Genomic DNA, 23,448 nt, shown 5'->3' on the forward strand with positions numbered 1-23,448 from the left:
GCCTGTCAGAGCTAACCAACTGAATATTCGGGACAATAAAAATGCCCTTACATTCTGGTATACCAGACTGTCAGAACTATCAGTCTGATTTTATTGACCCTTACACACCCTTACACATTTTTGCCCAAAATCAATACGTATAGCAGAAAAAAATTGCAATTCGCGGCAGGGGATCCGTACCCAAGGATTCCCAGGAAAAGACCATGAGAACCCCCCTCAAAGGGAATTGCATTTTTTCTCGCGTGACGTATATCGAAATGGGCGTTTTTTTGTAAGGGTTGTAAGGGTTGATGTTTTTCAAAAACTTACCTCTGACATTCTGGTATACCACAATGTAAGGGATTTTTGAGACTTGTTGTAAGTCAACGCCTTACCTCTGACAGGCAGATGTAAGGGTGGTGGTCAGTCATGGTTGCAGGGTGGGTCCCAAAGGGTTGATCTGCTGCCCACACCCGAGGCCAGTGGGGGTGGGTGATTCTGGAAGCAGGTATGATGGGTAGGCACCACTGATGTCCTACAATGGCAAGTGCTGCCATCTGATTGCCTGTTCCGGTGGCATCGAAATTACGCCACTCGTGAACCTGATACTCAGATTGTGAGTACCCCTTTCATATCCTGATCCCCAGATTGTGGGGATCAGCTTCTTTGCCAACCGTACTCCGCACTGTATGCCGCCTTCCTGGACTGATTTCTTCGTTAGGCCATCGTCAGGAATGGCGCTGCCGAGTAGCTTGGGACCCAAGGTCTGCAGTGCGCGGGCCGATCTCGTTCCCGCCTATAAAAACGCCCGCGAATGCCCCAAATTTGCCACAGGATCGAATCTGAGCGCTCTGGTGGTGGATGTAGCACTGAGGCCAAATACCGCAAATCTGGCCATTTCTGCCTGCCTATCTCCGTGGCATCAAGAAAAGCGATAGCAGGAGGCAAACATAGGCTGGTTTTCCACAGAATCACCCACCGATTTTGGGGATAACCCGGAGCAAAAAAAGACCGCCCATAGGGACGGTCCAAGCAGGTGATTTCTGGACGCTTTCGCTTCACATGAGCAGTGTAGGTGCTCGCTGCGCAGCGGGCAAACCCTCCCCAGCGGAGTCTGTCTCCCATTGCACTGGCAGCAGCGAAAGAGGGATCAGGTATGCGCGAATAGAAATTCCCCGAATCCACACCACCTTTCTTTGTACGGAAGGAATATCCTGAAAAGCTGCTCCCCAAGCCCCATCAGCATGCCAGCGTGTCCCGCGCAGGAGTTGGGCCAGCATGGGATGACGGACGGCTATGGCAAGATGCGGAACCTCCCCCTGCAGCTTCACCGCCATGCCAACCATGGCCAAGGCCTTTTCATCGTCCCGATCGGGCGTGGGCAGTGATCTGGCAATCCTGGCAATGGTTTCTCCCACGGTATCCGTGACCCGCTGCACACGATCGTCGCCGTTGTCGGTGCTGACCATCTGCTCGATGGCGAGCGAAGAGGCACACAGGGACTGCAGGAACATCTCTGTCTCAGATCCCTGCTCGCGGGCTTCCGCAATCTGTTCCCGATGATCGTTCATGACCGCATTGGCGAGCTCCATGATGGACATATGGGGCATGCCACCTGACGCATGCGCAGCGGCAATGAGGGTGCCGAAGGTATCGGCCTCGCGCGCGTCACCCCCCGCCGAAATACCATTCCATGCGTCTTTCAGGTGATGGAAGGTATCGCGGAACAATGCCCAGCGCTGGAGGGTGCCCCAGAACAATATCCGGGCATCCCGCTCGGTGAGCACGTCTGGCTGGCGGGCATGCGGAGTGACCAGTTTGCGCAGATAGATCTTGACGATCCGGCTGGCATCGGCAGGCTCCAGTGTGGGGTCCGAAATCGATCCCAGTGCGAAGGAGGTGGAGATCCGAAAGCTGCGCCCGCGCTGGTCGGCCGTGCCTTTGCGGATGTCCCCGCGCGCACTGTAGGCCGAGCGCATGAGGGAGAGCATGCTGGCGGCGTTCTGTGCCGCCCCGCTCGTCTGGGTCGTCGCCTCACGCTCGACCTCATCGAGGATGCAGGGAGAGGCGCCGGTTTCCTGTGCCTGGCGAATGCCCGCGGGCGTCGATTCTTTCCCCATGTCGGTGAACCACGCATAGGAGCCCAGTGCATGGTGCAGGTAATCGAGCAGGGTTGATTTTCCGGACCCCTTGGGCGCCACCAGCCAGATACTCGGGCGGGCCTCCAGGGCTCCCAGGAATACCGTGGAAAGGGTCCACCCCAAGACCAGCAAGGGAGTGCTTGGGTGCTGGAAGTTCCAGGTACGGAGGTCCCGCAGCACCCGTCTCAGGACCTCTGCATAGGCCTCTGGAGAAACCTGGAGATAGGCAGGAGGCTGGTTTTTCCCCTGGGCGGTGTAAATGTACTTGCGGTCAGCGGCCAGTCGCTCGACGGGGTTTCCCTGGATATCCAGGACCCCGTCCCGGCGCACCACAACCAGCGTTTCCAGATCGGGGTCATACCAGACGCCACAGCCGCGCACGCGGCTTTCCTCGGAAAACACTCCGCGGCTGGCACACTCGTCGGCGATTTCCCGTCCTGCCCGTGCGCTGTCGTAGCGCATCTGACCACGCTCATCGACGTCTCCGTAGCGGGCCTCGAAATATCCTCTGCCCAGGATGGCACAGAGAGTGGGTTGCTTCGTCAAATCGCCCAGGGACACCGAAACGAGGTTATCCTGGAACTTCGACCACAGGATGGCGGCCCGGCTATCGCTGGTGATGCCCAACGGCAGGAATCCTCCTTCGCGGGCACTGTGGTCGGTGTCGTTTGCCTTGTCCAGCAGCGGATTCAGCAATGCCTGGTAGGCTGTGGCGGCCTCTTCTCCGGCATCGACCAAAAGATCATCGAGGCCTCGGTGGCGAATGGAGCGTTCTTTACCGCGTCCCTCAAAGAACGGGGTCACCCAGCCATACGCAACCCGCAGGCCTACGAGCGTGCTGCGAATGAGCTTGGCTGCCTGCATCGCCGAAAAATAGACATCGGGATTGAGAACATAGCGACTTCCCGCCGTGGTGTAGGTATCGAGTTTCTCTGCGGGGATCTCGTTTTTCTTGAGGGGTCTCCCGTCGGAATCGAAGAGCACGATCAGGGTACGCATCCCATATTCATCCATCAGCCGCTGCAAGAGTTCCCGCAGTTCGGGTAGCAGTTCCCGTTTGGCTTCTTCGCTCTCCCCCAGACTGTTCTTGAACATGCGGATGCCGGGCAAAGCCAATGTCGGAATTCCCGCTTTGCAGCCGGCTATGGCCTTTTTCTCTCCTTCGGTGAGCACGATCACAGAGCCGGTGGCCGTGGCGACGGCGTCGAGGATTTGCGCCGGAATGTAGACATGGGAACTGGTCCCTGCCGGCGACAGATATCGCGGGGTATCGGAATGGTGGGGCTTCAGCAGGCGCAAGCGCAGGAATGGCAGACGGTTCTCCTGGAGGGGTTTGCCATCCAGGGAATGGTAGTGAAAGGTATAGCCCCCTTCGGCATGGATGGGTTCGTCTTTTCCCCGATACAACGCCGAGCGCGCTGAAGCGTGGTCCAGGACCCGGGCGCCTTGCACGTCTTCGAGGTTCAGGCCGGACCGGGCAAGGTCTGCCAGGGCCAACTCCTGCAATTGCTTTTTCTCGAGCATCCATCACCTGCATAGAGTCGTTCTTGTGGGGTATACCCAGCCGACGTTGCACGGCACGTAGCGGGCGTCCAGAGGGGTATACCCAAAATCCGTTGCAAGTCGTTTGGGTCCCCGGCGGTCGGTTGGAGAGACAGGATTTTTAGGCCGCAACCGGTCTTGGCTATACCACCAGAGCTGGCACTGGGAGAGGGGCTACGGATCGCAACGTCGCGCGGCTATACCCAGTAGCAGATCGATCGCGCACGGGCGCATGGACAGAGGAGTACTTCGCAATGGCAGCAAGAAAACTGATGTTCAATGGACTTCCCATGCCCACTCCGGAAGAGCTTTTTGGGCTTTTCTTCGGAGAGGCAACCCGGGACATGACCACCGGCGAAATCACCTGGCTCAACCAGACTGAACAGGACGACAACTCCGCGGCAGAGCCCGTGCAGGACGCAGGGGAACGAGCCTCGGGGCTACCTGAGCCTCGGCCAGAAGAGGTTCCAGCGGGACGCCTTTCTGCCACAGCACCCTCCGATGAGCCGAAGCCTGCGGCGAAGCCTCTGCCCGTAAGCGCGGCCAACTCCGTACCAGCTGCACAGCCCAGACGAGAGAGAAAAGATCCCAAGCGGACTTATCTCAACGGCCTCCTGCAGCCTACCCCCGAGGAAGTGATGGCCCTGGCTCTCGGAGAAGCAACCCGAGACATGAGCACGGGTGAGGTCATCTGGCTTAACCGGCCTAACCGAAACGACAACCATGCACCCAAGCTCGCGCAGGAGACGGAGCAATACGCATCGGAGCCACCTCAGTCGCAGCCAGAACCAGACTCAGCACAGGAAGAGACACCGCCAGAGCCAATCCACGATGCAGCGGCGTGCTCAATTACGGAGCTGGAAGGCCAGCAGCAGGAAGAGTCCTGCCACACTTCCCTCTCTCCCGAGGCCTCTTTGGAGGACGTAGTGAACTCGGTCCACGCGGATGCAGGCTTCGCCGGTCCGGAGCAGCTGCCGGAGGCTTTGACCGCCCTCGGAGCCAGTGATGCCATTGTGCTCGACTTCGAGACGACGGGTTTGACGGCCTACGAGACTCCCCAGGCACCTTCTGCCACCCAAACCATCGGGGGCAACACCATCAAAGCGTTACGGGCTGCTGGGTGTACCCTCGATCCCCATCCCCGGGCGCGGATCCTTTCTTTGCAGGTTCCCGACACCGGCTATCGGATCGCCTTCGACCTCGACCAGCTTTCCGATGCCGAAAAGAGGACACTGGCCAAGGTAACCCATGACAAGATATGGATTGGCCACAATTTGGGCTTTGATCTGGCCTGGATGTTGTCCCTGCATCCCGGGATCCGACCAAAACGCATCCTGGACACCATGCTGCTGGCCACCACACACCGTCCCCAGGCCTTGTACGAAATGCAATCCGCCCTGGTGCGCAACCAGAAAGACCAGCCCGCGATCCGCGAGGCGCTCTGGAACTACGTGCAGGGCAAGATGGCCAAGAAAAAGGAAGACGACGAGTCGGGCGGCGCCCTCTCCCTCCAGGCGCTCTCCCTGCAATACCTCGACGAGAGTCTGGACAAGGCATACCAGAAACCGCACAACTGGATGATAGATCGCCTGAGCAAGGCGCATTGGGACTATTGCATGGGCGACGTGGATACCCCGCTGCGCATTGCACGCAAATTGCTGGATCTTCCCGACGACGCCTGCGTCCCAGCCATCCTTCAGGCCCTGGAAAAGAACCCCGGAGCAACTGCCTATCGGATCATGGAGGCGGCTCTGCCGGTCATCGCCCGCATGCACCATACCGGAGTGCCATGGTCTGCGGAACGTGCCGCTGCCCTCGATACCGAATTGGCGCAGGAAGCCCAGGAGGCCGCAGCAGAACTCCTGAAGCTGGCTCCCAAGCTGGGACAACCCATTCTCGTACCCGGCAAACCCAGTAAAAAAACCCCAGACCCAGAACCAAACAGGATCGTCGTCATCGACGAGCTGTTGTCCCCGAGCAAAGGACTGACCGCCCCCATCAAATCGGCACTGGCCGCAGCCATTGCCGAGGAAACGGGCAGACTGCTACAGCCTGATTCTCCATCGGGGGAGTCTGATTTGGACAACGCTGAAAAAGAGACGGACATCAAGCTGGATGCCAAACGTCTCGCCTTCGATTTCCCGGACTCGAAGGTGGTCCGTCTTTTGGGCACCATTCAAGGTGCGGTAAAAGAACGGGCCATGATTGCCGCTTTTGCAGCGCACGCCGAGGCCTCGCCCGATGGCCGGATTCACCCCTTGACGGGAATTTCCACTGTCACCGGCCGCACCTCCGCTACCAACCCATCCCTGCAGCAGGTGCCGCGAGACAAGCGATTTCGGGCGATCTTCGCGGCCCGTCCCGGATACCAGATTGTGGCCACCGACTTCTCCTCCATTGAACTGCGCATCGCCGCGGCTCTCGGAGTACGTGCCTGGGAGGCCCTCCTCCGGATCGAGGATATTCTCCGGAGAGGGCGAGACAGCCCCTACGCGAAACAGCGTGGAATGCTCAAAAAACGGATTGGCTGGATCCTCGGCAAGTGCCCGGAGCTCGTGGAATATCTCAAAAGCGCCGATGAGAGTCCTCCAGCGAGCCTGCTCGATGTTGAAGCACCGAACTTCGGAGAATCCTCTATCGAGGACTATGCCCGACATGCAGCGTCCGAACTGGTAAAGTGGGTATCCCGATTGCGCCGGGCGACTGGTGGTGATCCCCAGCGCCTTCCCTTCGTCTCGGCCTATCGACGAGGCATTGATCCGCATCTCCTGACCGCCGTTGCCATGAAAAGTCAGGCAGGCGAATTCAATACGGCAGGCAAGACCGCTCTGGAATTTCTGGCGGCACTCTCGCCAGAGGATGCAAGCGCACTGACGGAACGATTGCACGATGCCCGACAGGCCGCCAAAGCCGTCAACTTTGGTAGCCTCTATGGTCAGCAGCCCGTAGGACTCCACCGCTATGGCGTCACCGCGTATGGGCTGTCCTGGACACTGGCCGAAGCTGAGCAAGCGCATGCTGCCTGGTTCCAGCTATACCCGGAGATCGGCCTGTGGCACTGGCTCTTGCGGCGCTTCTACGTACACAAGAAACGCCCGATCCTGAACCCCTACAATCCGATCGAGATCGATCTGCAGGGGAAGATCTATCGCTGGTCCACCCTGTCGGGAAGGATCGTCCAGTCTTCCCGAATCACCTCCGCCGCCAACTATCAGGACCAGGGGAGCGGCGCCGAGATTGCGCTATTGGCCATTGCGAGTCTGCCGGAGGAGATTCAGACCATGTTGATCAATTTTGTGCATGACGAGCTTGTGCTGGAGGTACCGGAAAAGCAGGTCCCCGAGGTCATTCCCATCGTCGAACAGACCATGATCCAGGCTGCAGAGCGCTTTCTATTGCCCTATGGAGTTCCCGTTGAGGTCAAGACACAGGTAGGGGATTCCTGGAAGCATTGAAAACATCATTCTGGGCATAGCCGCGCACGATTTTTCAAGGAGTACAACCATGCCATCACCGGAACCAAAGGGCTACACGCTCGCCAATGCTGCTGAGAAATGGGAGGTTTCCCTATCAACCCTCTTGCGTCTCGGGGCAGAGGGCAAACTTGAGCTTGCATGGCCGGTCCCAGGCAGCATGTTCGTCTCTGTTTTCAGCGAAGAGTCTCATGCGCAGCCGGAAACCATCGAAGATCTAGAGCAGCTTCTCCCAGGTTTGTCATTTGATCAACTTTCCCTGCGGATGGCCTGCAGAGCAGACGATGCCGTCGCCTCAGGTGATTATGAGCCTGGAAAAGGGCAAGAATTGGCCTCGTACTGGAAGAAACAGAGATGGGTTGCAATCGAACTCGCTGTTGCTGGCTGGGCAACTATATCGAGGCAATCGCTGGAATATTGCGACAAGAAAAGCGGAGTTCTTGAGAGCAGTACATTTAGCAGGGTAAGTCACTTCTCGGGAGCGGAGAACACCATACTCTCAGAACCACCACTTCCTGGCCTGCCTTGGAGGTATGAAATTCGCAAATCCAATACCCGCAAGGGTGGCCCGTTGCCGCCATTGCCAGAGAGGTATTATTTCGAAGGAAGAAAACTGATCGAGTTGACAGAGTTGATTATCCCCTCGAGTGAGGTATGTCGCATTGAGGGTCGTTCTCACTAGGCAGAGTGACCATCGCTCATGTGAGCAAAAGCACAGGTAAATCCGTTCGCCAGAGCCGTTTCAGCACCCTCGCCTATCGCAACGATCGCCGGCTATACCCTTTTGAGTCCCGAATACGGGGTGGATTGGAAGTTTCGTGAAAAGCAGGAGATTCGTTATGGCAGGCGTATGCAAAGTCATCTTATTTGGGCATTTGGGGCGCGATCCCGAGATGCGGTATTTACCTGACGGCACGGCGGTGGCAACGCTCAACATTGCCACGACGGAGACCTACAAGGACCGCGACGGCAATCGCCAGGACCGGACGGAGTGGCACAGAGCGGTGCTTTGGGCACGGCAAGCAGAGATCGCCGGGGAATATCTGCGCAAGGGTAGCCAAGTGTATATCGAGGGGCGCATACAGACGCGCAAATGGACGGACAAAGAGGGTCAGGAGCGTTATACCACAGAGATCCGTGGTGACCGCCTCCAGTTGATCGGCGGTCGCCGTGATGACACGCAGGAGCCCCCAACTACGAACCAGCAGCATTCAGGAGGTGGTGGAGGTGGAGACTTCCAGCATGGGCCTGACGATGGTTTTGACCCGATGGATGACATTCCATTAGTCACCATGAGGGAGCCGATGTTCCAGCCAAGACGTGTACTGAGTAAGGTCAGGTGGTAATATCACATACGGAGAGCGGAGTGCCATCAAAGTAATGGCACTCTGTTGTTTCCGGTATAGACCAAAAGCGGTCGTTCATTTCAGATGGGAACTTGCTAGTCAAGCCAAGGTTACAAGAGCTGCGGAGAACGTAGTTGTCGCCTAGAAACTCACCTTCCATTTAACCGATTTATGTAATGGCTGCTATCAATACCCAGAGACGGCCTATCCTTTTTCGGGAGGTTGTAATAAGCCACTGTTGCCGCTCCGTTTACTGCCATCAATGCCAAGCAGCCAGACAAAGAGCTGGTCAATATCACTAACAGAAGGATGCGCAACAGTAGCGGAATAGATCGGATTGTACTCATGTTACTTGGCCCGCAGTTCAGAGAGTGTAGACGTTTGGCGACAGATGTTAATTTGGATTTTACCTCTCAACTTGGCCTGACGTCGCTGCTCCATTGCGTTCTCCGTAAAGGCACAAATATTGCTATGCATTTGCGTAGTAGCTTCTTTGGAGGGTATAGCATGTCCACAGTCAAGGAAAATGGTATGGATCTACCGATCGCGATTCGGTCCTCTAGATTGGCAACCAAAAGGCGGGTGATGTTGCTGGTCGGCCTCTGCGTGGTCAGCCTTTCGGGTTGCGCAAACATGACTCCGACTCAACAATCTGCACTCAGTGGTGGCGCCATTGGTGCCGCAGGTGGGGCAGTCTTGGGCACCGTAGTCGGGGGAAGCCCAGCGATTGGTGCGGCGGTGGGCGGCGCTGTTGGAGCCGCCGGTGGGGCGCTACTGTCGCAGAACGGCCAATGAACAGGGTGCAGCAATCCACGTTTGCGCTGACGGAGCTTGTCCCCGGGTGTTTGACAGATGTGGAGGGAGCGGTCCTGACAGAAATGAGCTGCCTCGGGGCTCGCTTAGTGACGCTCTATGTGCCTCCTGTCGATATTATGGGCGACAACCTTCCGCCTGAAGACGAGTCCAGAATCTTGTTTTGGGATTTCCCCCATCTTTCTCGTCTGTATTTTCGCTCCTTTCGGGATATGGCTGCGTTTGTCCCCATTCGTTGGCAGCTCAGTGAGGTTGCTGAAGGAACCTGGATGAGAGCATCGGTCCCCGATTTGTCTGCAGACAAGACGAGGCCGGTGTTGGTAGGCGCACTCACCAAACTGGCTGCAGACGTGGAAACTGCTTTCGCCCGGGTTTGTGGCCGAGTGACCACCACTGATGCCGCTGTTCGCGGGCAGCAAAACGGCGCTCACTAACAGTTTGTGCGTGGAAAAAACTAGCGCAAGGCGCCGGCGATGGACTTTCGGACTCCTGATCCTGCTCTGCTTGCTGTTGCCGCAAGAGTTAAAGGACACTCCTCACCGTATCCCGGTGGGATGGCAGTGGCAGTCAATGTTGGCCCAGAGAGAACAGCTTATCCGCTTTCTCGCGGGGCGCTGGACGCCTTATGTAGTAGTTGCAGCACGTAAGACTGGCTTGTCTCCCTTGCTGCTCGCGGCGGTTTTGCATACCGAAAGTCGAGGCTGTGGAACAGCAGTGAGTACAGCTGGGGCGATCGGCCCCATGCAGCTCCTACCGACGACAGCAACAGAGGTGTTACACATCAACCCCTGGAAACCTCGGCAGAACATTCTCGGTGCTGCAGTCTATTTGCGGCAGCTTTTACAAACCTTATATGGATGCCTCCATTTGAGCAAGTCGACGTTCGATGTATGACGGTGAGGTCAAAGTGCTGCCTTATATCCGGCCTGTTATGCAGGAGGTTCCTGCTGGCCCTGATGAAATCCGCTGAAAGGGACCTTATCTTTATTGCGTCCTTTTTTGGGACAAGATTGATCCAGGCTCTCCCTTCCCCGGTCTGACCTGTTACGCCATCAATCGTGCCTACCTGCGCAACTGTGAAACTATAAACATGCTATTCGACTATCGTCCTGTAATCATGCGACGGCTACCGCTATTGGCTTGTAATTCGGGTCATACTGGCGGTTTTTGGCCAGCAACGCCCAGATCGTTCGAGCCATTTTATTGGCTTGTGCTACGACGACCACATTGTGGGGCCGCCGACAGCGTAATTTGTCGATCCAGGGATTTCGATCCCTGGTCTGGCAATTCACCACGGCTCGCGCCCCATGGGCCAATAGGGTTCGGAGATAGGTATCTCCGCGCTTGCTGATACCCAACAGGCGAATCTTCCCGCCAGTACCGGTCTGCCGTGGAACCAACCCCAAGAACGACGCGAACTCCCGGCCAGAGCGAAAGGACTTCATATCCCCTACTGTAGCCACGATAGCTGTGGCAGTGAGTAGCCCCACGCCAGGGATCGCCATCAAACGGGCCACCGCTTCCTGGTCCTTTTTCCATAGCCTCAGCCGTTTCTCTATATCGGCTATGTCTTTGTCGAATTCTGCCAGCCGCTGGATCTGACGCCGGAAGGTCTCTAGTGCCACGGCCGATAGCCTGTCCTCCAACGTCGAGAGAGCATCGGGGATCTCCTTGAGACCTTTCTCGCGGCCTTGGGGAAGATCTATACCAAATTCATAGAGCAGCCCCCGAATCTCATTCACCTGCATGGTCCGGATCTTGACCAACTGTTCCCGCATGCGATGCAAGGCCAGAACGGACTGCTGCTCCTCGCTTTTGACGGCGACAAAGCGCATACCAGGACGCTGAACAGTTTCCCAGATCGCCGCTGCGTCTGCCGCATCGGTCTTGTTGGTCTTGACGAAAGGGCGCACAAACTGCGCCGCGATCAAGCGCACCTCGTGCCCTAGCTTGCCCAGTTCCCGCGCCCAGTAGTGGGCACTACCACAAGCTTCCATGGCGACAATGCCGGGCTCGCGGTTCACAAAGAACTCGAGCAATTTGCCACGTCGCACTTGCTTGCGATGAATCTCGCCCGTCTCCCAATCTACCCAGTGCAACTGCATCACCCGTTTTGCCAAATCCAGCCCATAAATTGTATTCTGCATCGTGAGTCCTCCTTGACCCATTTGTGGATGAACTTCCACCTTGGCACTTTGATGCCGTTCGGTTCAAGCGAGGGCTCCCTGCCTACTCGTGGAGCTCCCCGCTGCCGATCCTATAAGGGGAGGCATCCATTACATCTTTGATGGACGACTGACCCTGGCGCTGGAAGCCTATAACGCTGGACCAACAAGAATCGCCTTGCATGAACCCATACCGGCAGCATCGGTGCAGTATGCAAAAAATGTAGAAAAATGGCTACAGATGCCCGCACCTCCCCAGCGGGGGAGATACGGGCAGGATCACGCGAAGAAATTCACGACTCAGTTGTAATAGCCAGGAGGTGGTGGAGGTGGAGGACCCGGCGGTGGCGGCGGCGGTGCTCCCGGTCCTGGTGGTGGCGGTGGCGGCGGAGGTCCATAGACACCTCCTGGACCTGGAGGTGGTGGAGAAACTTCTGCGTAACACCCCATCAGCCCCAGACTCAGACTGGCAACAACCGCCCAGCCCAGGATCCGCAGCGGTAGGCGGCTTGCTGATTTCTCGTTCATTGCTGTTCTCCTCATTGTCCATACACGGAACGATCGTACTGACGTTCGGCTTTGTACATACGGCGATAATATTTCCGTCTTGCTTTCCAGTAGCGGCGATCCTCCTTTCGTTGCCGTTTTTGCCAATGGCGCTCCCACTTCGCCTCCCGGCGATAGGCGCGCCGGGAATTTTGCGGGCTGTAGCCATACGCATACAGCTGATCAGCAGCAGGCAGAGTCCAGTTTGTCGCCGAGGTGCCATACCAAACCCCTGCCATCGCCTCGGCATTTGCTGCGGAAGGACAGGCGATGCAACCGACGAGAGCAAGGGCAATCGAGACCAAAATGGAACGACTTGTTTTGGAATACGTACCGGTACCCATAATTGTGTCTCCTCTACTACATGATCAAAGCTGTCTAAGCAGAATCGATGCCAAGCCTCTTTACTCGCCAGAAATGCTCGATTTCGGCCGCGATCGGTAGTCCAACAAGGGCAACAGATGGTATGCATGAAGCCATTTTGTCTTCTGCAGGCGACAGAAATACTGCTGCCAATTCCGGGCAACGCTACCAAGCCCCTACAATGATGATATCTCGCTCTCTGGCACGGGGTTTGCTCAGGAATCCCCACAGTCGCAAAACAGGAGAAGTGCCATGAAAAAGAATGAGCTGATTTCCCTCAGTATCAGCGTTGCCTTGCTATTGGCTGCAGCAAGCGCCAGTGCTTCGGTCTACTCCGCCATGAATCAAGCGGACGTGTCGGGAAATGTGCAGGGGACATCGAATCACTATGGGAATACCACCGGTGGCCTCGGGCTGCGGGGTAGCCTCTTTTCCCAGGGATTCTTCGGAACCGCCAAGTTTCGTCATCAGTTTGGCCCGGCCTTTGACGGCTACACCGGCGGCGACAGCAATACCTTTGGCTTGAAAGTAGGCTATTTGTTTCCGACAAGCCCAGTTTTGGCTGTGGGTCCATACCTTGGCTATGAATACAATCATTTTGGCGAGACGGATGCCTACGCTGGCTATCATGCCTCCCAGGCGCTCGACAACCTTGGTGGCGGGGTATATGCGGCAGCTTCATTACCCTTTGCTAACGTGACGGGTTATCTGGGGTATCTGGGAGGTGTTTCAGAAACCAGCCATGTCAGTGGATTCCCTCCGCTCAGTTACAACCGCGCCTCCGATCTCCTGCAGATGGGGGTGAACGTCTACTATCCCTTGGTAGCCAACCTGGATTTTTATGTTGGTCTTCACGACGATGACTTTACCGAGTCTGGTGCGCCCAACCTTTTGCGGGGCGATGTCGGGATCGGAGCGGAGTTCTGAGCAGCGAACAGAGGAGGTCTGTGATGCCTCGACAGTTGAAGAAAGCAGTTTTTATAGCGCTCGCGACTTCCGCGATGGGTTTTGCGGCATCCGCTCAGGCGGATCCGTTGAACTTCAGCCTGGATTTGGGTGGACCCGGCTATGCTGTGGGGTTTTCTAACTACCCGCAGTATAGTTTCTGGACACCACCACCAGGATATGTGGAGTATTATCAGCAGCCGCTCTATGCGCAGTATCTGATGTGGTATTACTACCCGCAGTACTACTATGAGTACTATCCAGCGCCGCCACCACCCCCGCCACCGGGCGCGCCGCCACCGCCACCGCCGCCGCCAGGGGCACCACCACCCCCGCCTCCAGGGGCCTATTTCGCGGGCTTGGGAGTGCCTCCGCCGCCACCGGCTCCTCCGGGCGCGCCGCAGCCACCGCCGGGAGGACCGCCGCCGGGAGGACCGCCGCCGGGAGGACCGCCGCCGGGAGGACCACCGCCGGGAGGACCACCGCCGGGACGACCACCGCCGGGAGGACCGCCGCCGGGAGGACCGCCGCCGGGAGGACCGCCGCCGGGAGGACCGCCGCCGGGAGGACCGCCGCCTGGAGGACCGCCGCCTGGAGGACCGCCGCCTGGAGGACCGCCACCGGGAGGACCGCCGCCGGGAGGACCGCCCAGGTAGTTCATTCTGTCTGCCTCCACGCCATAGCAAGCCGTGGGGGCATTTTCTTTGAGAGAAAATATGGAGATCAAAACCCACCGTTTTCGTCATCAACGCTGCACTGGACTTGCTGCGACTTTGTGCCTGTGCTTGGCTCTCGGGTGTGCCAATGCCTCTGCACACGTGATCACCTCATCGCGTTTAGCTTGTCACTGGCTTGCCAAAGAGTCCCTGCAGCTCTCATCCACTGATCACCAGATTTTTGGGGAAGCGCAAAAATTATCCGGAAATAGGACCAACATCTTTCTGGCTCCTGCCAAAGCAATCAGCAAGGTCGCCCATATTCCAGATGCCCCCTACCTCACCGCTATTGCCGGCAAACAGGATCGCTGCGTAGCAGTCAGTCCTGCGTGGTTTACTCCGTTGCGCGCAAACGAGAAGCTGTGGCTCTTGCTAGTCGGAATTGGTGTCCTACAACATCACCACACCTATCAGATGATGCTTTCGGCTGCCGAGCATCCGCCGTCAGGGATATTCTCCGGACTCGCTCGCTGGTGGGGACGAAGAACAGCAGACCACGCTATCCTCTCCTCAGAAAGGCAGGCGACGCAGTGGTTACCAGCCGACCAACGAAGTTCTGCGAAAGCCGCCCTGGTTCGCTTGCAAACGTTACCAGCCTTTGCCTCTGATCATTGGCTACCCTCGGTAGCGGCACAGACGCGTGCGGCCCAACAAGGATAATGACGATGATGCAATGGCTTCAGCATGAAGGGCTAGCGTATCTCCAGGAGCTGCATGCGACAGTGCAGGCTGGAGCGGGGGTGATTCGGCAGTATGGCGTCTGGATGGTGTTTGGAAGCCTGTTCATTGAGAGTGCGGGTGTCATTTTTGCCCCGGGAGAAACCTTCTTGATTGCAGCTGGGTTCCTGGCGGCGCAAGGAACCTTGAACCTCGAGCTACTGTTTCTGTTAGCGGTAGCAGGTACCTCTCTGGGATGGTTTTTTGCGTATTTTCTTGGCGAGAAGATTGGCATTTCTTGGCTACGGAGACATGGTAAATGGATCGGGGTGACGCCTGATCGGTTGTTGAAAACGCACCGCTTCTTGAAAAAATACGGCAGCGTGGTGGTGCTCTTTGGGCGCTTTGTCGTGCCACTTCGCCAGCTCCAAGGGTACATTTCTGGATCTGCGGAATCCTCCTTCCGGGATTTCTACCTATGGAATCTTCTCGGCGCAACTGCATGGGTGGGCTTCTGGGGCGGTGCAGGCTATCTTCTTGGATTGTTGTAGTGTTGGGTGCGTGGTTGATAAACGACAACCCTATTGATCAATGATTTTCGAGCTGGTAGCGCCAGTGGACTCTCCAGATGCCTCGTGAAAGAGATCGGCTGTCGCCATTTTCCTACATGTCCCTCGGATTGCTCCAGCAAAATCGGGCGGTGAAGAGTTGGCAAGGTTTGTGCTTGGGGGTAACTGCCGAACATCAAAAAGGAGTCTCGACGATGAATCGAATACTGAAAACCGCAATGCTGGGGTTGAGTTTGTCTTTATTGGCTGGCTATGCCGATGCGGCGCTTCCTCCGCCTCCGCCACCGAGTGGGACAGCTCCTGCTCCGGAGACCCCGCCACCGCCCCCAGCGCCTGGGACGACGGCACCACAACCAACTGCCCCTGCTCCAGGAGGCGCTGCACCCCTACCGGCGCCGTCTGGCCCCGCCCCGGCACCAGTCACGCCAGCCTATCCCTATGCAGCGACTCCAGCGCAGCCCAATGGACCAGGGACTCCCGCTACGCCAGCCACACCCGGCAACCCTCAGGCGTACAACCAGGTCATGCAGCATCGTCGCGGGTATGACGACAATGCGGGAATGATGCACGGCCATCACTTCGGACCTGGGCCGATGCGTCCGAGCATGATGGCCCGTCCAATGGTTATGCGACCGAATATCGAGCGTCCGAACATCGAGCGCCCAAACATTGAAAGGCCGCATATCCAGGTTCCTCACTTCAATCACTGAGGCTAGCCCATCATCCAGGAGAGCAATCTCCTGGATACCCTACAAAGGACATCCATGAGAACAAAGAGGATAACCACCGCCTGTTTGCTGGTACTGATCCCAGGCCTGGAGGGTACAGCCAACGCTACCAGTCAATTTACCATTGGCGACTTGCCGGCTTTCTATCAGGGCTCTTTCGGGACGAACAGCACCCTGAATATTTTCTACAATTCGACGTACCTGCAGTACCAGAACTCTACCTTGCGGTTGAAGCTTACGGTTCCTGAACTTTCCGTATCGGGGCTACCCAACGGAGCCACCTTGTCGGGTGGTGGGATTGCCAGCCGTGGCAAGCAGAGTACGGGCACCCATAGTGCCAGCGGCATTGGGGACATCTGGCTGGCTGCCCATTACACCGCCATCTCCAACCAGGGTATTGTCCCGTCGGTCGTGCCTTTTGTGAAAGTGAAATTTGGCACAGCATCTGCCTCCCAGGGCTTGGGAACGGGAAGAAACGACTATGAGTTTGGCGTGGGTCTTGACGACAACATCGGGCCCCGCATCTTCCCCTTCCTGCACGTGGCCTACCGCATCGTTGGCAATCCGCCGGGTGACGATCTGCAGAATATCTGGACCTACAACATCGGTTCGAGCTTTGAGGTCAATTCTAGGAACATCCTGACGGGTATGTTCGCGGGGGCCCAATCGGAGCAGCCCGGATACAACGGGCCGGCAGATTTGATCGTCGCCTGGAACTACAACGTGACTACGTCTGGTTCTGGTTTTCAGGTGTTTGTAGACAAGGGACTCAGCAACGGGAGCCCGGACTATGGCATTGGGATCGGTGCGCAGTACGTTTTTTCCTGACTGGTTGAACAGGAGGTGCTTTGATGAAAGCAAGAACCAAGAGAAGTTTGCTCGCCGTGCTGGCCGCCAGCGTGTTTTTAGCGTGTGCTACTGGCGCCTATGCTGACGATGACGATGGGCTAGGTGTTACCCTTGGATTGGCGTTACCAGGCCTCAGCGCAGAGGTAAGCAATCAAGGCGCGTATTACGCGGCTCCTGGGTACTATGCGCCTCCACCACCGGTGGTGTACGCACCACCCCCGCCCCCACCGCCTCCAGCGGTGGTATACGAGCCAGCCGCACCAGTTTATTACGCTCCAGGTCCTAGGCGGGGACCACCGCCATGGGCCGGTGTTTGGCGGCACTGAGAGTGACGCAGCACCCATATCATAGGACTTTGAATCCAGTCTTGTGATAAGGAGGCCGCAAGGCTATGCTCTGGAAGAATATTGGAATATCAGATGCAGCGCGCGAAGTTAGCAAGTTCGTTGTACTGTTCCTGATGGCTCTTATCCCGGAGGCGTTCGCCTCCGGAAAGATACCGGTACGCGATGAGATATCGCCCACCATGCCACCAAGCATCCATCAGGCAATTCCCTCAAAATTACGATTCGGATTACGAAATCTGATAACCACTCCATTTCATTTCCAGATTAACATCTCTAGCACCTTTTTTCCCGCAAGTATTTCTGCCAAGGGCGCTGTAGACCCGCAAAATAGAGAAACTGAAGCTACAGCACAAACGTACTTTCTCGGCGGCATCTCCGCTAGCGCGAGCACCATAACAATCGGAAATCACACGTGGTATCGAACGTCTCCACCTGGAGGAGGCTATCAAGAAGGAATATTGCCTATTCATATCCCCAGATCAATTCCTTGGCACGAAATTCTTCCTTACCTTACCAATATAGAAGAAATTTCGGGAGCTGGGATAGATGGAAAAGAGGCGAGTGCTTATCGCTTCAATATTAGCCAGCCAGGATTGAATTTCATTGCGCGCGAAGATTCTTCTCTGCCAATAGGAACAATACAAAGCGCACATGGAACAATTTATCTGCAAAAATCAGAACCATATCTACCAATAGAGGCTATTTTAAAAGAGTCAGTCACAATTGATGGTCTCCAATACCCTCTACTGGAGATCGTACACTATCGAGACTGGGGAGAGCCAATATTCCTCAATCCGCCGGGCTGACAGAAACAGACATTTTCTAAAAAATCGGATACCGTCGAATGACTGCTTCCGCTGCACACCTGTCGTTGCTCTCCTTTCTCAGCGTTTCTCCGGGCGAGTAGTAGCGAATTTTTAGGATCATACAACCGCGAGAAGGGAATGCAAGATAAAGGGTGCATGGGAAAGCTATACCATTTCCATGCAGGCCAATGGCGACGGTGGTTTTGTTCCCGTGCTTGCGGCTTGTATTGTCATGGGTACCGCCTCGTTGAGGGACAGGGGGTGCAATGCGATCAGCGACTGCCGTGCCCAGCACATTCGGTCCTGGTGACATCTGGCGCAGTCCGCAGCCGGAGATTCTTGTGGTGGACTCGATGTTGGAAAGCTACGGCAACGCCTTAGGCATGCTCTGGGCTGCGCATGATGCAAGGAGTGGCAACCCCTGCCCCGCCATCCCTCACTAGCCAAAACTAACGGGATGCGAGGCCACCCCCGTCATCTCTCCGGTATTGGGGATCCCCGGAGAAAGGCATTCCAGAACCGGTCGTTGTAATCCTGCTTTGCTGGTGGCTTCGTTTTTTTTCGGGGCATCGCCTACAACACCACCATCATCGCCCAGGCGCCGTCCCGAGCGCTAAATATACTGGGCTAATCCAAAAGGTAGCATGGCCGGCGCGTATCGCGCTATGATTTGACAGTATGGTATGCCAACAATATAGTGTGGCTTATCAATGAAATCACATGGAAAGGCAACCGTTAATTCAGGAAGTGAGTAGCTTCAGATGCTTGTTTGGTAGTGGTACATGGGGTCACATGCTCAGCAACCCTACAATCATCGCCTTGCTCGTAGACATGCCGCGACAGAAAAAACGAAAGGATCGGTACATCATACCTCGCCCTTCGGTGGTCTCTCCGCAACTTTTATGTATTATGATGTTATTTTATAGCACCCCGCATGAGGTACACGTAGTTAGGTTGGGCCGTAACATTGCGTGCAATGCTGCGCTATTGGCACTTTTGAATTCATTTTAGGCTCCTCATATATGCCAACGGACTTTTCAGATACCTTGGTGGTTGGCATCTCTGCCACGGCCCTTTTCGATCTCCGCGAGGCAGATAAGATTTTCAGAGAAAGTTACGGCTCTGATCGAGCCACGGCAATCAAGCTGTATCGCGATTACATGTTGGAAAGAGAAAACGATCCTCTTGATGCTGGAACTGGCATGCCACTTATAGAAGCTCTTCTTGACTTGAACCAGCATACTCCAGCGGGGAAGAGCCCGCTCGTTGAACTTGTTGTTATGTCGAGAAATAGCCCTGAGACTGGTGTTCGCGTACTGAACAATATCCGAACTAAGGGGCTAGCCATCTCGCGCCATGCTTTTACCGGAGGAGAGTCGGTGACCGACTATCTAGATGCATTCGACGTGGATTTATTTCTTACGACGAACGTAAAGGATGCTCAGCGTGTAATTGACGGGGGACAGTGTCCTGCTGCAATAGTAAAGCCACCTCCACAGACTCCGAGTGTTATGCCAACTGGGCAGGTCAGAATCGCCTTTGATGGAGACGCTGTTCTGTTTGACGACTCCAGCGAGTTAGTGTTTAAGGCAGAAGGAATGGAAGAGTTTTATCGAACTGAAAACGACAACCAAGACATTCCAATGGGAGATGGACCGTATGCAACGCTGCTACGCAAGCTGGCTCGGCTTCAAGAGCGGCTCCCCGAAACTGTAGAGTTCTCTCCCGTCAGGATCGCGATCGTAACGGCACGAAATGCTCCAGCAGAAATGCGTGTTATAAAAACGCTTCGCCATTGGGGTGTATATGTAGATGAGCTTTTCTTCTTAGGAGGTATGGATAAAGCAAAAATCTTAAAAGCGTTCAGACCTCACATCTTCTTTGATGACCAAGATCTCCATTTAGAAGAAATTTCGAAGGCATACCCTGCAGGAAAAGTGCCATATAAGTCATCATCTCCATTAAGTAAAGGGAATAAATGAGATGAGCATATTTAATCGCCCTCTATTACCTCATCGGCATCAGCAGCAGTTCACCACCCTCGAACAGGCAGACCATAGGTGTCTCCGGCCCTGTGGGAAACAGTTTCACCCCGGGTGACTTCTTGATCAGGCGCAGATATCGGTTTGCGTAGGTAATTCCTCCGATCGCTGTCTTGCAAGCCGGATCTTCCCCATAGCCATCGCAGTAGTCACAAAGATGATCACCCACTTTGGCGGGGCGCTGGTTGATCCTTCCCCAGCCTTTGCAGCGGGTGCACTCCTCGTCACCACACTCCCCTTCCCCGTCGCAGTCTGGGCAAACCTCATACTGCAAGCGTTTCATTCCCTTGCAGACTGGGCATGGTTGAATCTTTGGTAGTTTTGGGAAGGGAAATGGGCACGAGGGATCGTAGGGGATGGAGAAATAGCGCTTGAGGTTTGCGTGGATATTTGGGGGTATCTCTGTCAATTCCTCCGCCAGTATGGCGGGATGATCGGGTACACGCACTACGATGTGGCCGTTGGAAGCATAGAGGTACCCATCCCCGCGGAGTAGCCGACGTGCCCAGGCGAATCCACAGTTCTCGCCGCCGCAGAACTGATCTAGTAGCTTTTTCAGCGCTTGCGGATCCCGTTCGCCGAGGTCGACAAATCTGACCGTCATTGCAGAACCACTTTACGCACCTGGCCAGCGCGTCGGATAGCAGCCATCAATTCCGAGACCCGAGCGCTACGCTCGAAAAGGTAGGTCAATACCAGTCCGTCCCGGTACTGGACCGAGAGCGTGGTATAGCTTGGAGGCAAATTTGCAGCCTTACGGGGTATCTTCTTGATTGCCATTTTCATTCTCCCACAAATCAAGCACGGCATAGCGCGTGTGTGAGAACACTATATCTTGGGTTATTACAAAGTCAATAACCAGGGTTATCACAGCTCTCTATATGAGTGAATGGCAACTCCAATAATATCATAGCCATCAAGAGCTTTCGTTGGGTACTGTGGGTTGTCCGGAACCAGCAAGAAGTCTCCTCCATCAACAATCAAACGCTTGAGCGTGGATTCGTTGTCGCCATTGCGTACTGCAACGATGTCTCGGTGTTGCGGCGTCCGCTCTGGATTTATAAGTACAAGGTCACCGTCACGGACGGTCGGTGACATGCTATTACCCGAAACTCGTAGGTAAAAACAGGACGCAGGAACAGCTTTTGGGCTTGGTAACCACACCGTATCCGGCGATTGCCTGGCCTTCTCAGTAATCAGAGTTGGCGACCCGCAGGGAATTGAACCTATCAATGGATGCCAAGACCTAATATCAGGACCTAGGCTCACGGTGTCCACGATTCTGGTGGCAGGAAGCATCTCTCCCTTTCCAGTAGCCAGCCATTCGGGATTCACGCCACACGCGTATGCAATCTGCGTTACAAATTTTGAGCCACTGGCTCCGCGTTCCAGTTTTTGATAGCCGGGCTGTGAAATGCCTACTCTCTCCGCAAGCACCCTTTGCGAAAGTCCTGCATGAGCCCTAGCGGCGCGTAGTCGATCAGAAAAATTCATGTTTTCACTCTATAACCAGAGTTATGCACTTGGAACCGACCTTGGTTATTGACACGCGACAACCAAGGTTATATTTTGGGCCCATGAACTGTCGCATCCACATTCTCCGTGCCTTGCAACTCTTTGGTTCTCAGAGAGCATTGGGCAAGCTTGTCGGAGTTTCACAGCCCGCGGTTTCTTGCTGGATAAAGGGCGAAAAAAGACCAAGTGCTATCAGCGCCCTCTGCATCGAGGCCGCCACTAACGGTGAGGTCAGCCGCTCTGACCTCCGCCCAGACATCTGGCCGCCGGAGACCACACCAAAACCGGTACCGAGTGTTCCTACCACCACCCCCGAGGCCTCCGCTGATGAATAGGGGAGCCATCATGCACCGATTCCGCACATTTCCACACCACCCGATCATTGGGAGGTACTTATGAGCGTTTCCACACAGTCTGTATTGTCCGAATCATCGTTCCGTCTCATGGCTCTTCGAGAGTCTCGTACTCGAATTCCGGAGATCGACGTCGAGGCCCTGGATCCGGAGACAAAAGGTGGGCCTCACCCCAGGCACTCTCGCCGGGAATGGTATACTTGGGGTGTTGCAGGAAGCGAAACCGAATTTGCAAAGGGCATTCGGTTTTGCGCGCTGTACTGCAAGACCGCCCGTTCTGCGTTGGAAGAAGCAGAACTCTCTGCCGCCTATTCTGGCGCATACCTCGTAGCGCATGAAGTAGTGGCATACATTGCCCGCCGTGTCGGCCTCGATGATGCAGAGCTCATCACCGACTGCGCCACGGCGCTGGTGGATTTCTGTGCGCGTCGGTATGACGAGCAGCGAGGCAAGTCTTTCTCTGCATATCTCAAGGCGATGGCCTATCACTACCTGCGGATCCATCGCAACTTTCAGACCTTCTCCCGCCGGATGGCTGGGGTTGGGTATGAAACCGGTGACCACCGGGATGTTCTGACGGCCATGTATGACAAGCCATCCTCTGGCCACCGCACCATCCGGGAGACGAGTGAAGAGGATGACCGACGGGATGTGCTGGACTCCTTCGACATCGCAGATTCCGACCCTCTTTTTGCGGAGGACTGGCAGCAAAGCCAATCGGTCGATCCCCTCGACTTGCTTGCGTCTGCTGAGGAGCATTCGTTCGATACGATCTCCGAGGACCTGGTCACCCCGCAGGAACACGCAACCTTGAGTGGCTGGGTAGACCGCACCATTGATCAGGTGCAGCTTGGGCACCTATCTGCGGCAGCACTGCACGAGCGCGCACCCGCGATCCTCGAGAAGCTGCGGGAAGTCAGCGGCGCCCGGATGACAGACATCGCCAAACGTCTCATCGTGCGCGCAAATCATGGCTGTGACATCGCCACCACCCTTCTCCGGGCACTGTTGGCGGGACTGCATCCCGAGAAGCAGGTGCAGACCATCCGACTCATAGAAACGGCTCTGGCTACCCCGGTGGCCGAGTCGACGCCGTTCGCGCCCGGCGACACACAGGTCGAGATCGCTACAGAGACTACAAAGGAGGACATTCCTGCCCCTTCCATTGCAGGAGAGCCCTCGCTCATTTTGGACAGCCCCATTGATACGCAGCTGCCAGAGGCTATCGCCCTGGAGGATGCAGACCTCGGTCTACTCATTGATACGGGAGATCTTCGGCATGGACGGGTACCTCCCCCCAAGCCCCGGTATGTCGTCGTGGACCAGCCGCCAGAAGAGCCGCATGGCGATCCCCCGCCGCTGGATGAATGGCCACCTCCAACACGGGAACCGGCGCTTTGCAGGAACGCCAGGAGTTCCTGGGAGAGCGAAAACCGCTCCCATGGGGCAAGCGGTAGTCCTGCCGGAACGAATAGCCGGCGGCTACATTTTCTCTCCACTCGCCTACAGCCAGGTATGGGAGCATTTCTGTAATCGATTATGGAGCAAAAACC

Annotated in this window: 22 protein-coding genes; 16 read left to right on the forward strand and 6 right to left on the reverse strand. The window is 56.0% G+C overall.

Annotation, left to right across the window (positions count from 1 at the left end):
- Window positions 1-1,037: 1,037 nt before the first annotated feature.
- A complete protein-coding gene (locus MQE22_RS08665; protein WP_255789605.1) occupies window positions 1,038-3,644 on the reverse strand; it encodes a DUF3854 domain-containing protein in 2,607 nt (868 codons plus the stop codon).
- 272 nt (window positions 3,645-3,916) lie between these two features.
- On the opposite strand from MQE22_RS08665, the gene MQE22_RS08670 reads away from it, so the two are divergent.
- The 6 genes from MQE22_RS08670 to MQE22_RS13880 all read left to right on the forward strand — a co-directional run bounded on the left by MQE22_RS08670 (window position 3,917) and on the right by MQE22_RS13880 (window position 10,188).
- Complete coding sequence (locus MQE22_RS08670) at window positions 3,917-7,117, forward strand: DNA polymerase (RefSeq protein ID WP_255789606.1); 3,201 nt, start codon at window positions 3,917-3,919, stop codon at window positions 7,115-7,117.
- A gap of 49 nt (window positions 7,118-7,166) precedes the next feature.
- Complete coding sequence (locus MQE22_RS08675; protein ID WP_255789607.1) at window positions 7,167-7,817, forward strand: hypothetical protein; 651 nt, start codon at window positions 7,167-7,169, stop codon at window positions 7,815-7,817.
- 157 nt (window positions 7,818-7,974) lie between these two features.
- Window positions 7,975-8,481 (forward strand): single-stranded DNA-binding protein, encoded by a 507-nt coding sequence (gene ssb / locus MQE22_RS08680; protein WP_255789609.1) that lies wholly within the window; start codon window positions 7,975-7,977, stop codon window positions 8,479-8,481.
- Window positions 8,482-8,988: 507 nt separating this feature from the next.
- Window positions 8,989-9,276, forward strand: coding sequence for a glycine zipper domain-containing protein (locus tag MQE22_RS08685; protein WP_255789612.1), 288 nt, complete (start codon window positions 8,989-8,991; stop codon window positions 9,274-9,276).
- Window positions 9,273-9,728, forward strand: coding sequence for a hypothetical protein (locus MQE22_RS08690; RefSeq protein ID WP_255789614.1), 456 nt, complete (start codon window positions 9,273-9,275; stop codon window positions 9,726-9,728). Before MQE22_RS08685 ends, MQE22_RS08690 begins: the two co-directional genes overlap by 4 nt.
- 136 nt (window positions 9,729-9,864) lie before the next feature.
- Window positions 9,865-10,188, forward strand: a complete 324-nt coding sequence (locus tag MQE22_RS13880) for a lytic transglycosylase domain-containing protein (protein ID WP_483190462.1) — start codon at window positions 9,865-9,867, stop codon at window positions 10,186-10,188.
- Between the two features lie 221 nt (window positions 10,189-10,409).
- Here MQE22_RS13880 and MQE22_RS08695 read toward each other — a convergent pair whose 3' ends face one another.
- A complete protein-coding gene (locus tag MQE22_RS08695) occupies window positions 10,410-11,441 on the reverse strand; it encodes an IS110 family RNA-guided transposase (protein WP_255789396.1) in 1,032 nt (343 codons plus the stop codon).
- Between the two features lie 557 nt (window positions 11,442-11,998).
- Window positions 11,999-12,349 (reverse strand): splicing factor U2AF large subunit, encoded by a 351-nt coding sequence (locus MQE22_RS08700; RefSeq protein ID WP_255789616.1) that lies wholly within the window; start codon window positions 12,347-12,349, stop codon window positions 11,999-12,001.
- Window positions 12,350-12,620: 271 nt separating this feature from the next.
- On the opposite strand from MQE22_RS08700, the gene MQE22_RS08705 reads away from it, so the two are divergent.
- Complete coding sequence (locus MQE22_RS08705; protein WP_255789617.1) at window positions 12,621-13,295, forward strand: hypothetical protein; 675 nt, start codon at window positions 12,621-12,623, stop codon at window positions 13,293-13,295.
- Between the two features lie 156 nt (window positions 13,296-13,451).
- Here the strand turns inward: MQE22_RS08705 and MQE22_RS13775 are convergent, their stop codons facing one another.
- Entirely contained in the window at window positions 13,452-13,811 is a 360-nt protein-coding gene (locus tag MQE22_RS13775) for a hypothetical protein (protein ID WP_304665203.1), read from the reverse strand.
- 218 nt (window positions 13,812-14,029) lie between these two features.
- On the opposite strand from MQE22_RS13775, the gene MQE22_RS08720 reads away from it, so the two are divergent.
- The 7 genes from MQE22_RS08720 (at window position 14,030) to MQE22_RS08750 (ending at window position 19,967) form a co-directional block, all read left to right on the forward strand.
- Window positions 14,030-14,689 carry a hypothetical protein gene (locus tag MQE22_RS08720; protein WP_255789619.1) on the forward strand — a complete coding sequence of 220 codons (660 nt, stop codon included), beginning with the start codon at window positions 14,030-14,032 and terminating at the stop codon, window positions 14,687-14,689.
- A gap of 5 nt (window positions 14,690-14,694) precedes the next feature.
- Window positions 14,695-15,237, forward strand: coding sequence for a DedA family protein (locus MQE22_RS08725; protein ID WP_255789620.1), 543 nt, complete (start codon window positions 14,695-14,697; stop codon window positions 15,235-15,237).
- Window positions 15,238-15,449: 212 nt separating this feature from the next.
- A complete protein-coding gene (locus MQE22_RS08730) occupies window positions 15,450-15,965 on the forward strand; it encodes a hypothetical protein (protein WP_255789621.1) in 516 nt (171 codons plus the stop codon).
- Between the two features lie 54 nt (window positions 15,966-16,019).
- On the forward strand, window positions 16,020-16,811 hold the full coding sequence (locus tag MQE22_RS08735) for a hypothetical protein (protein ID WP_255789622.1): 792 nt from the start codon (window positions 16,020-16,022) through the stop codon (window positions 16,809-16,811).
- 412 nt (window positions 16,812-17,223) lie between these two features.
- Window positions 17,224-17,985 (forward strand): hypothetical protein, encoded by a 762-nt coding sequence (locus tag MQE22_RS08740; protein WP_255789623.1) that lies wholly within the window; start codon window positions 17,224-17,226, stop codon window positions 17,983-17,985.
- Between the two features lie 266 nt (window positions 17,986-18,251).
- A complete protein-coding gene (locus MQE22_RS08745) occupies window positions 18,252-18,428 on the forward strand; it encodes a hypothetical protein (RefSeq protein WP_255789625.1) in 177 nt (58 codons plus the stop codon).
- 579 nt (window positions 18,429-19,007) lie between these two features.
- Complete coding sequence (locus MQE22_RS08750) at window positions 19,008-19,967, forward strand: 5'-nucleotidase (RefSeq protein WP_255789626.1); 960 nt, start codon at window positions 19,008-19,010, stop codon at window positions 19,965-19,967.
- Between the two features lie 25 nt (window positions 19,968-19,992).
- Here MQE22_RS08750 and MQE22_RS08755 read toward each other — a convergent pair whose 3' ends face one another.
- Both MQE22_RS08755 and MQE22_RS08760 read right to left on the reverse strand, forming a co-directional pair.
- Window positions 19,993-20,631 (reverse strand): J domain-containing protein, encoded by a 639-nt coding sequence (locus MQE22_RS08755; protein ID WP_255789627.1) that lies wholly within the window; start codon window positions 20,629-20,631, stop codon window positions 19,993-19,995.
- Window positions 20,632-20,894: 263 nt separating this feature from the next.
- Entirely contained in the window at window positions 20,895-21,521 is a 627-nt protein-coding gene (locus MQE22_RS08760) for a LexA family protein (protein ID WP_255789629.1), read from the reverse strand.
- A gap of 83 nt (window positions 21,522-21,604) precedes the next feature.
- Here MQE22_RS08760 and MQE22_RS13885 point away from each other — a divergent pair, with 83 nt between their 5' ends.
- Window positions 21,605-21,877 (forward strand): YdaS family helix-turn-helix protein, encoded by a 273-nt coding sequence (locus MQE22_RS13885; RefSeq protein WP_483190449.1) that lies wholly within the window; start codon window positions 21,605-21,607, stop codon window positions 21,875-21,877.
- A 60-nt stretch (window positions 21,878-21,937) separates the two neighbouring features.
- The gene (locus MQE22_RS08765) at window positions 21,938-23,428 is read left to right on the forward strand and encodes a hypothetical protein (RefSeq protein WP_255789631.1); all 1,491 of its coding nucleotides are present in this window, start codon (window positions 21,938-21,940) and stop codon (window positions 23,426-23,428) included.
- Window positions 23,429-23,448 lie beyond the last annotated feature (20 nt).

The sequence above is a fragment of the Acidithiobacillus sp. YTS05 genome (genome assembly GCF_024396695.1).
In the GTDB taxonomy this organism is placed as follows: domain Bacteria; phylum Pseudomonadota; class Gammaproteobacteria; order Acidithiobacillales; family Acidithiobacillaceae; genus Igneacidithiobacillus; species Igneacidithiobacillus copahuensis.

Bases quoted from the DNA above. Each gene is read 5' to 3' on its own strand.
- MQE22_RS08675 (WP_255789607.1), top strand. From the start codon at position 7,167: ATGCCATCACCGGAACCAAAGGGCTACACGCTCGCCAATGCTGCTGAG.
- MQE22_RS08725 (WP_255789620.1), top strand. From the start codon at position 14,695: ATGATGCAATGGCTTCAGCATGAAGGGCTAGCGTATCTCCAGGAGCTG.
- MQE22_RS08730 (WP_255789621.1), top strand. From the start codon at position 15,450: ATGAATCGAATACTGAAAACCGCAATGCTGGGGTTGAGTTTGTCTTTA.
- MQE22_RS08685 (WP_255789612.1), top strand. From the start codon at position 8,989: ATGTCCACAGTCAAGGAAAATGGTATGGATCTACCGATCGCGATTCGG.
- MQE22_RS08700 (WP_255789616.1), bottom strand. From the start codon at position 12,349: ATGGGTACCGGTACGTATTCCAAAACAAGTCGTTCCATTTTGGTCTCG.
- MQE22_RS13880 (WP_483190462.1), top strand. From the start codon at position 9,865: ATGTTGGCCCAGAGAGAACAGCTTATCCGCTTTCTCGCGGGGCGCTGG.
- MQE22_RS08755 (WP_255789627.1), bottom strand. From the start codon at position 20,631: ATGACGGTCAGATTTGTCGACCTCGGCGAACGGGATCCGCAAGCGCTG.
- MQE22_RS08760 (WP_255789629.1), bottom strand. From the start codon at position 21,521: ATGAATTTTTCTGATCGACTACGCGCCGCTAGGGCTCATGCAGGACTT.
- MQE22_RS08665 (WP_255789605.1), bottom strand. From the start codon at position 3,644: ATGCTCGAGAAAAAGCAATTGCAGGAGTTGGCCCTGGCAGACCTTGCC.
- MQE22_RS08690 (WP_255789614.1), top strand. From the start codon at position 9,273: ATGAACAGGGTGCAGCAATCCACGTTTGCGCTGACGGAGCTTGTCCCC.
- ssb (WP_255789609.1), top strand. From the start codon at position 7,975: ATGGCAGGCGTATGCAAAGTCATCTTATTTGGGCATTTGGGGCGCGAT.
- MQE22_RS08670 (WP_255789606.1), top strand. From the start codon at position 3,917: ATGGCAGCAAGAAAACTGATGTTCAATGGACTTCCCATGCCCACTCCG.
- MQE22_RS08720 (WP_255789619.1), top strand. From the start codon at position 14,030: ATGGAGATCAAAACCCACCGTTTTCGTCATCAACGCTGCACTGGACTT.
- MQE22_RS08705 (WP_255789617.1), top strand. From the start codon at position 12,621: ATGAAAAAGAATGAGCTGATTTCCCTCAGTATCAGCGTTGCCTTGCTA.
- MQE22_RS08735 (WP_255789622.1), top strand. From the start codon at position 16,020: ATGAGAACAAAGAGGATAACCACCGCCTGTTTGCTGGTACTGATCCCA.
- MQE22_RS08750 (WP_255789626.1), top strand. From the start codon at position 19,008: ATGCCAACGGACTTTTCAGATACCTTGGTGGTTGGCATCTCTGCCACG.
- MQE22_RS13885 (WP_483190449.1), top strand. From the start codon at position 21,605: ATGAACTGTCGCATCCACATTCTCCGTGCCTTGCAACTCTTTGGTTCT.
- MQE22_RS08745 (WP_255789625.1), top strand. From the start codon at position 18,252: ATGCGATCAGCGACTGCCGTGCCCAGCACATTCGGTCCTGGTGACATC.
- MQE22_RS08740 (WP_255789623.1), top strand. From the start codon at position 17,224: ATGCTCTGGAAGAATATTGGAATATCAGATGCAGCGCGCGAAGTTAGC.
- MQE22_RS08765 (WP_255789631.1), top strand. From the start codon at position 21,938: ATGAGCGTTTCCACACAGTCTGTATTGTCCGAATCATCGTTCCGTCTC.
- MQE22_RS08695 (WP_255789396.1), bottom strand. From the start codon at position 11,441: ATGCAGAATACAATTTATGGGCTGGATTTGGCAAAACGGGTGATGCAG.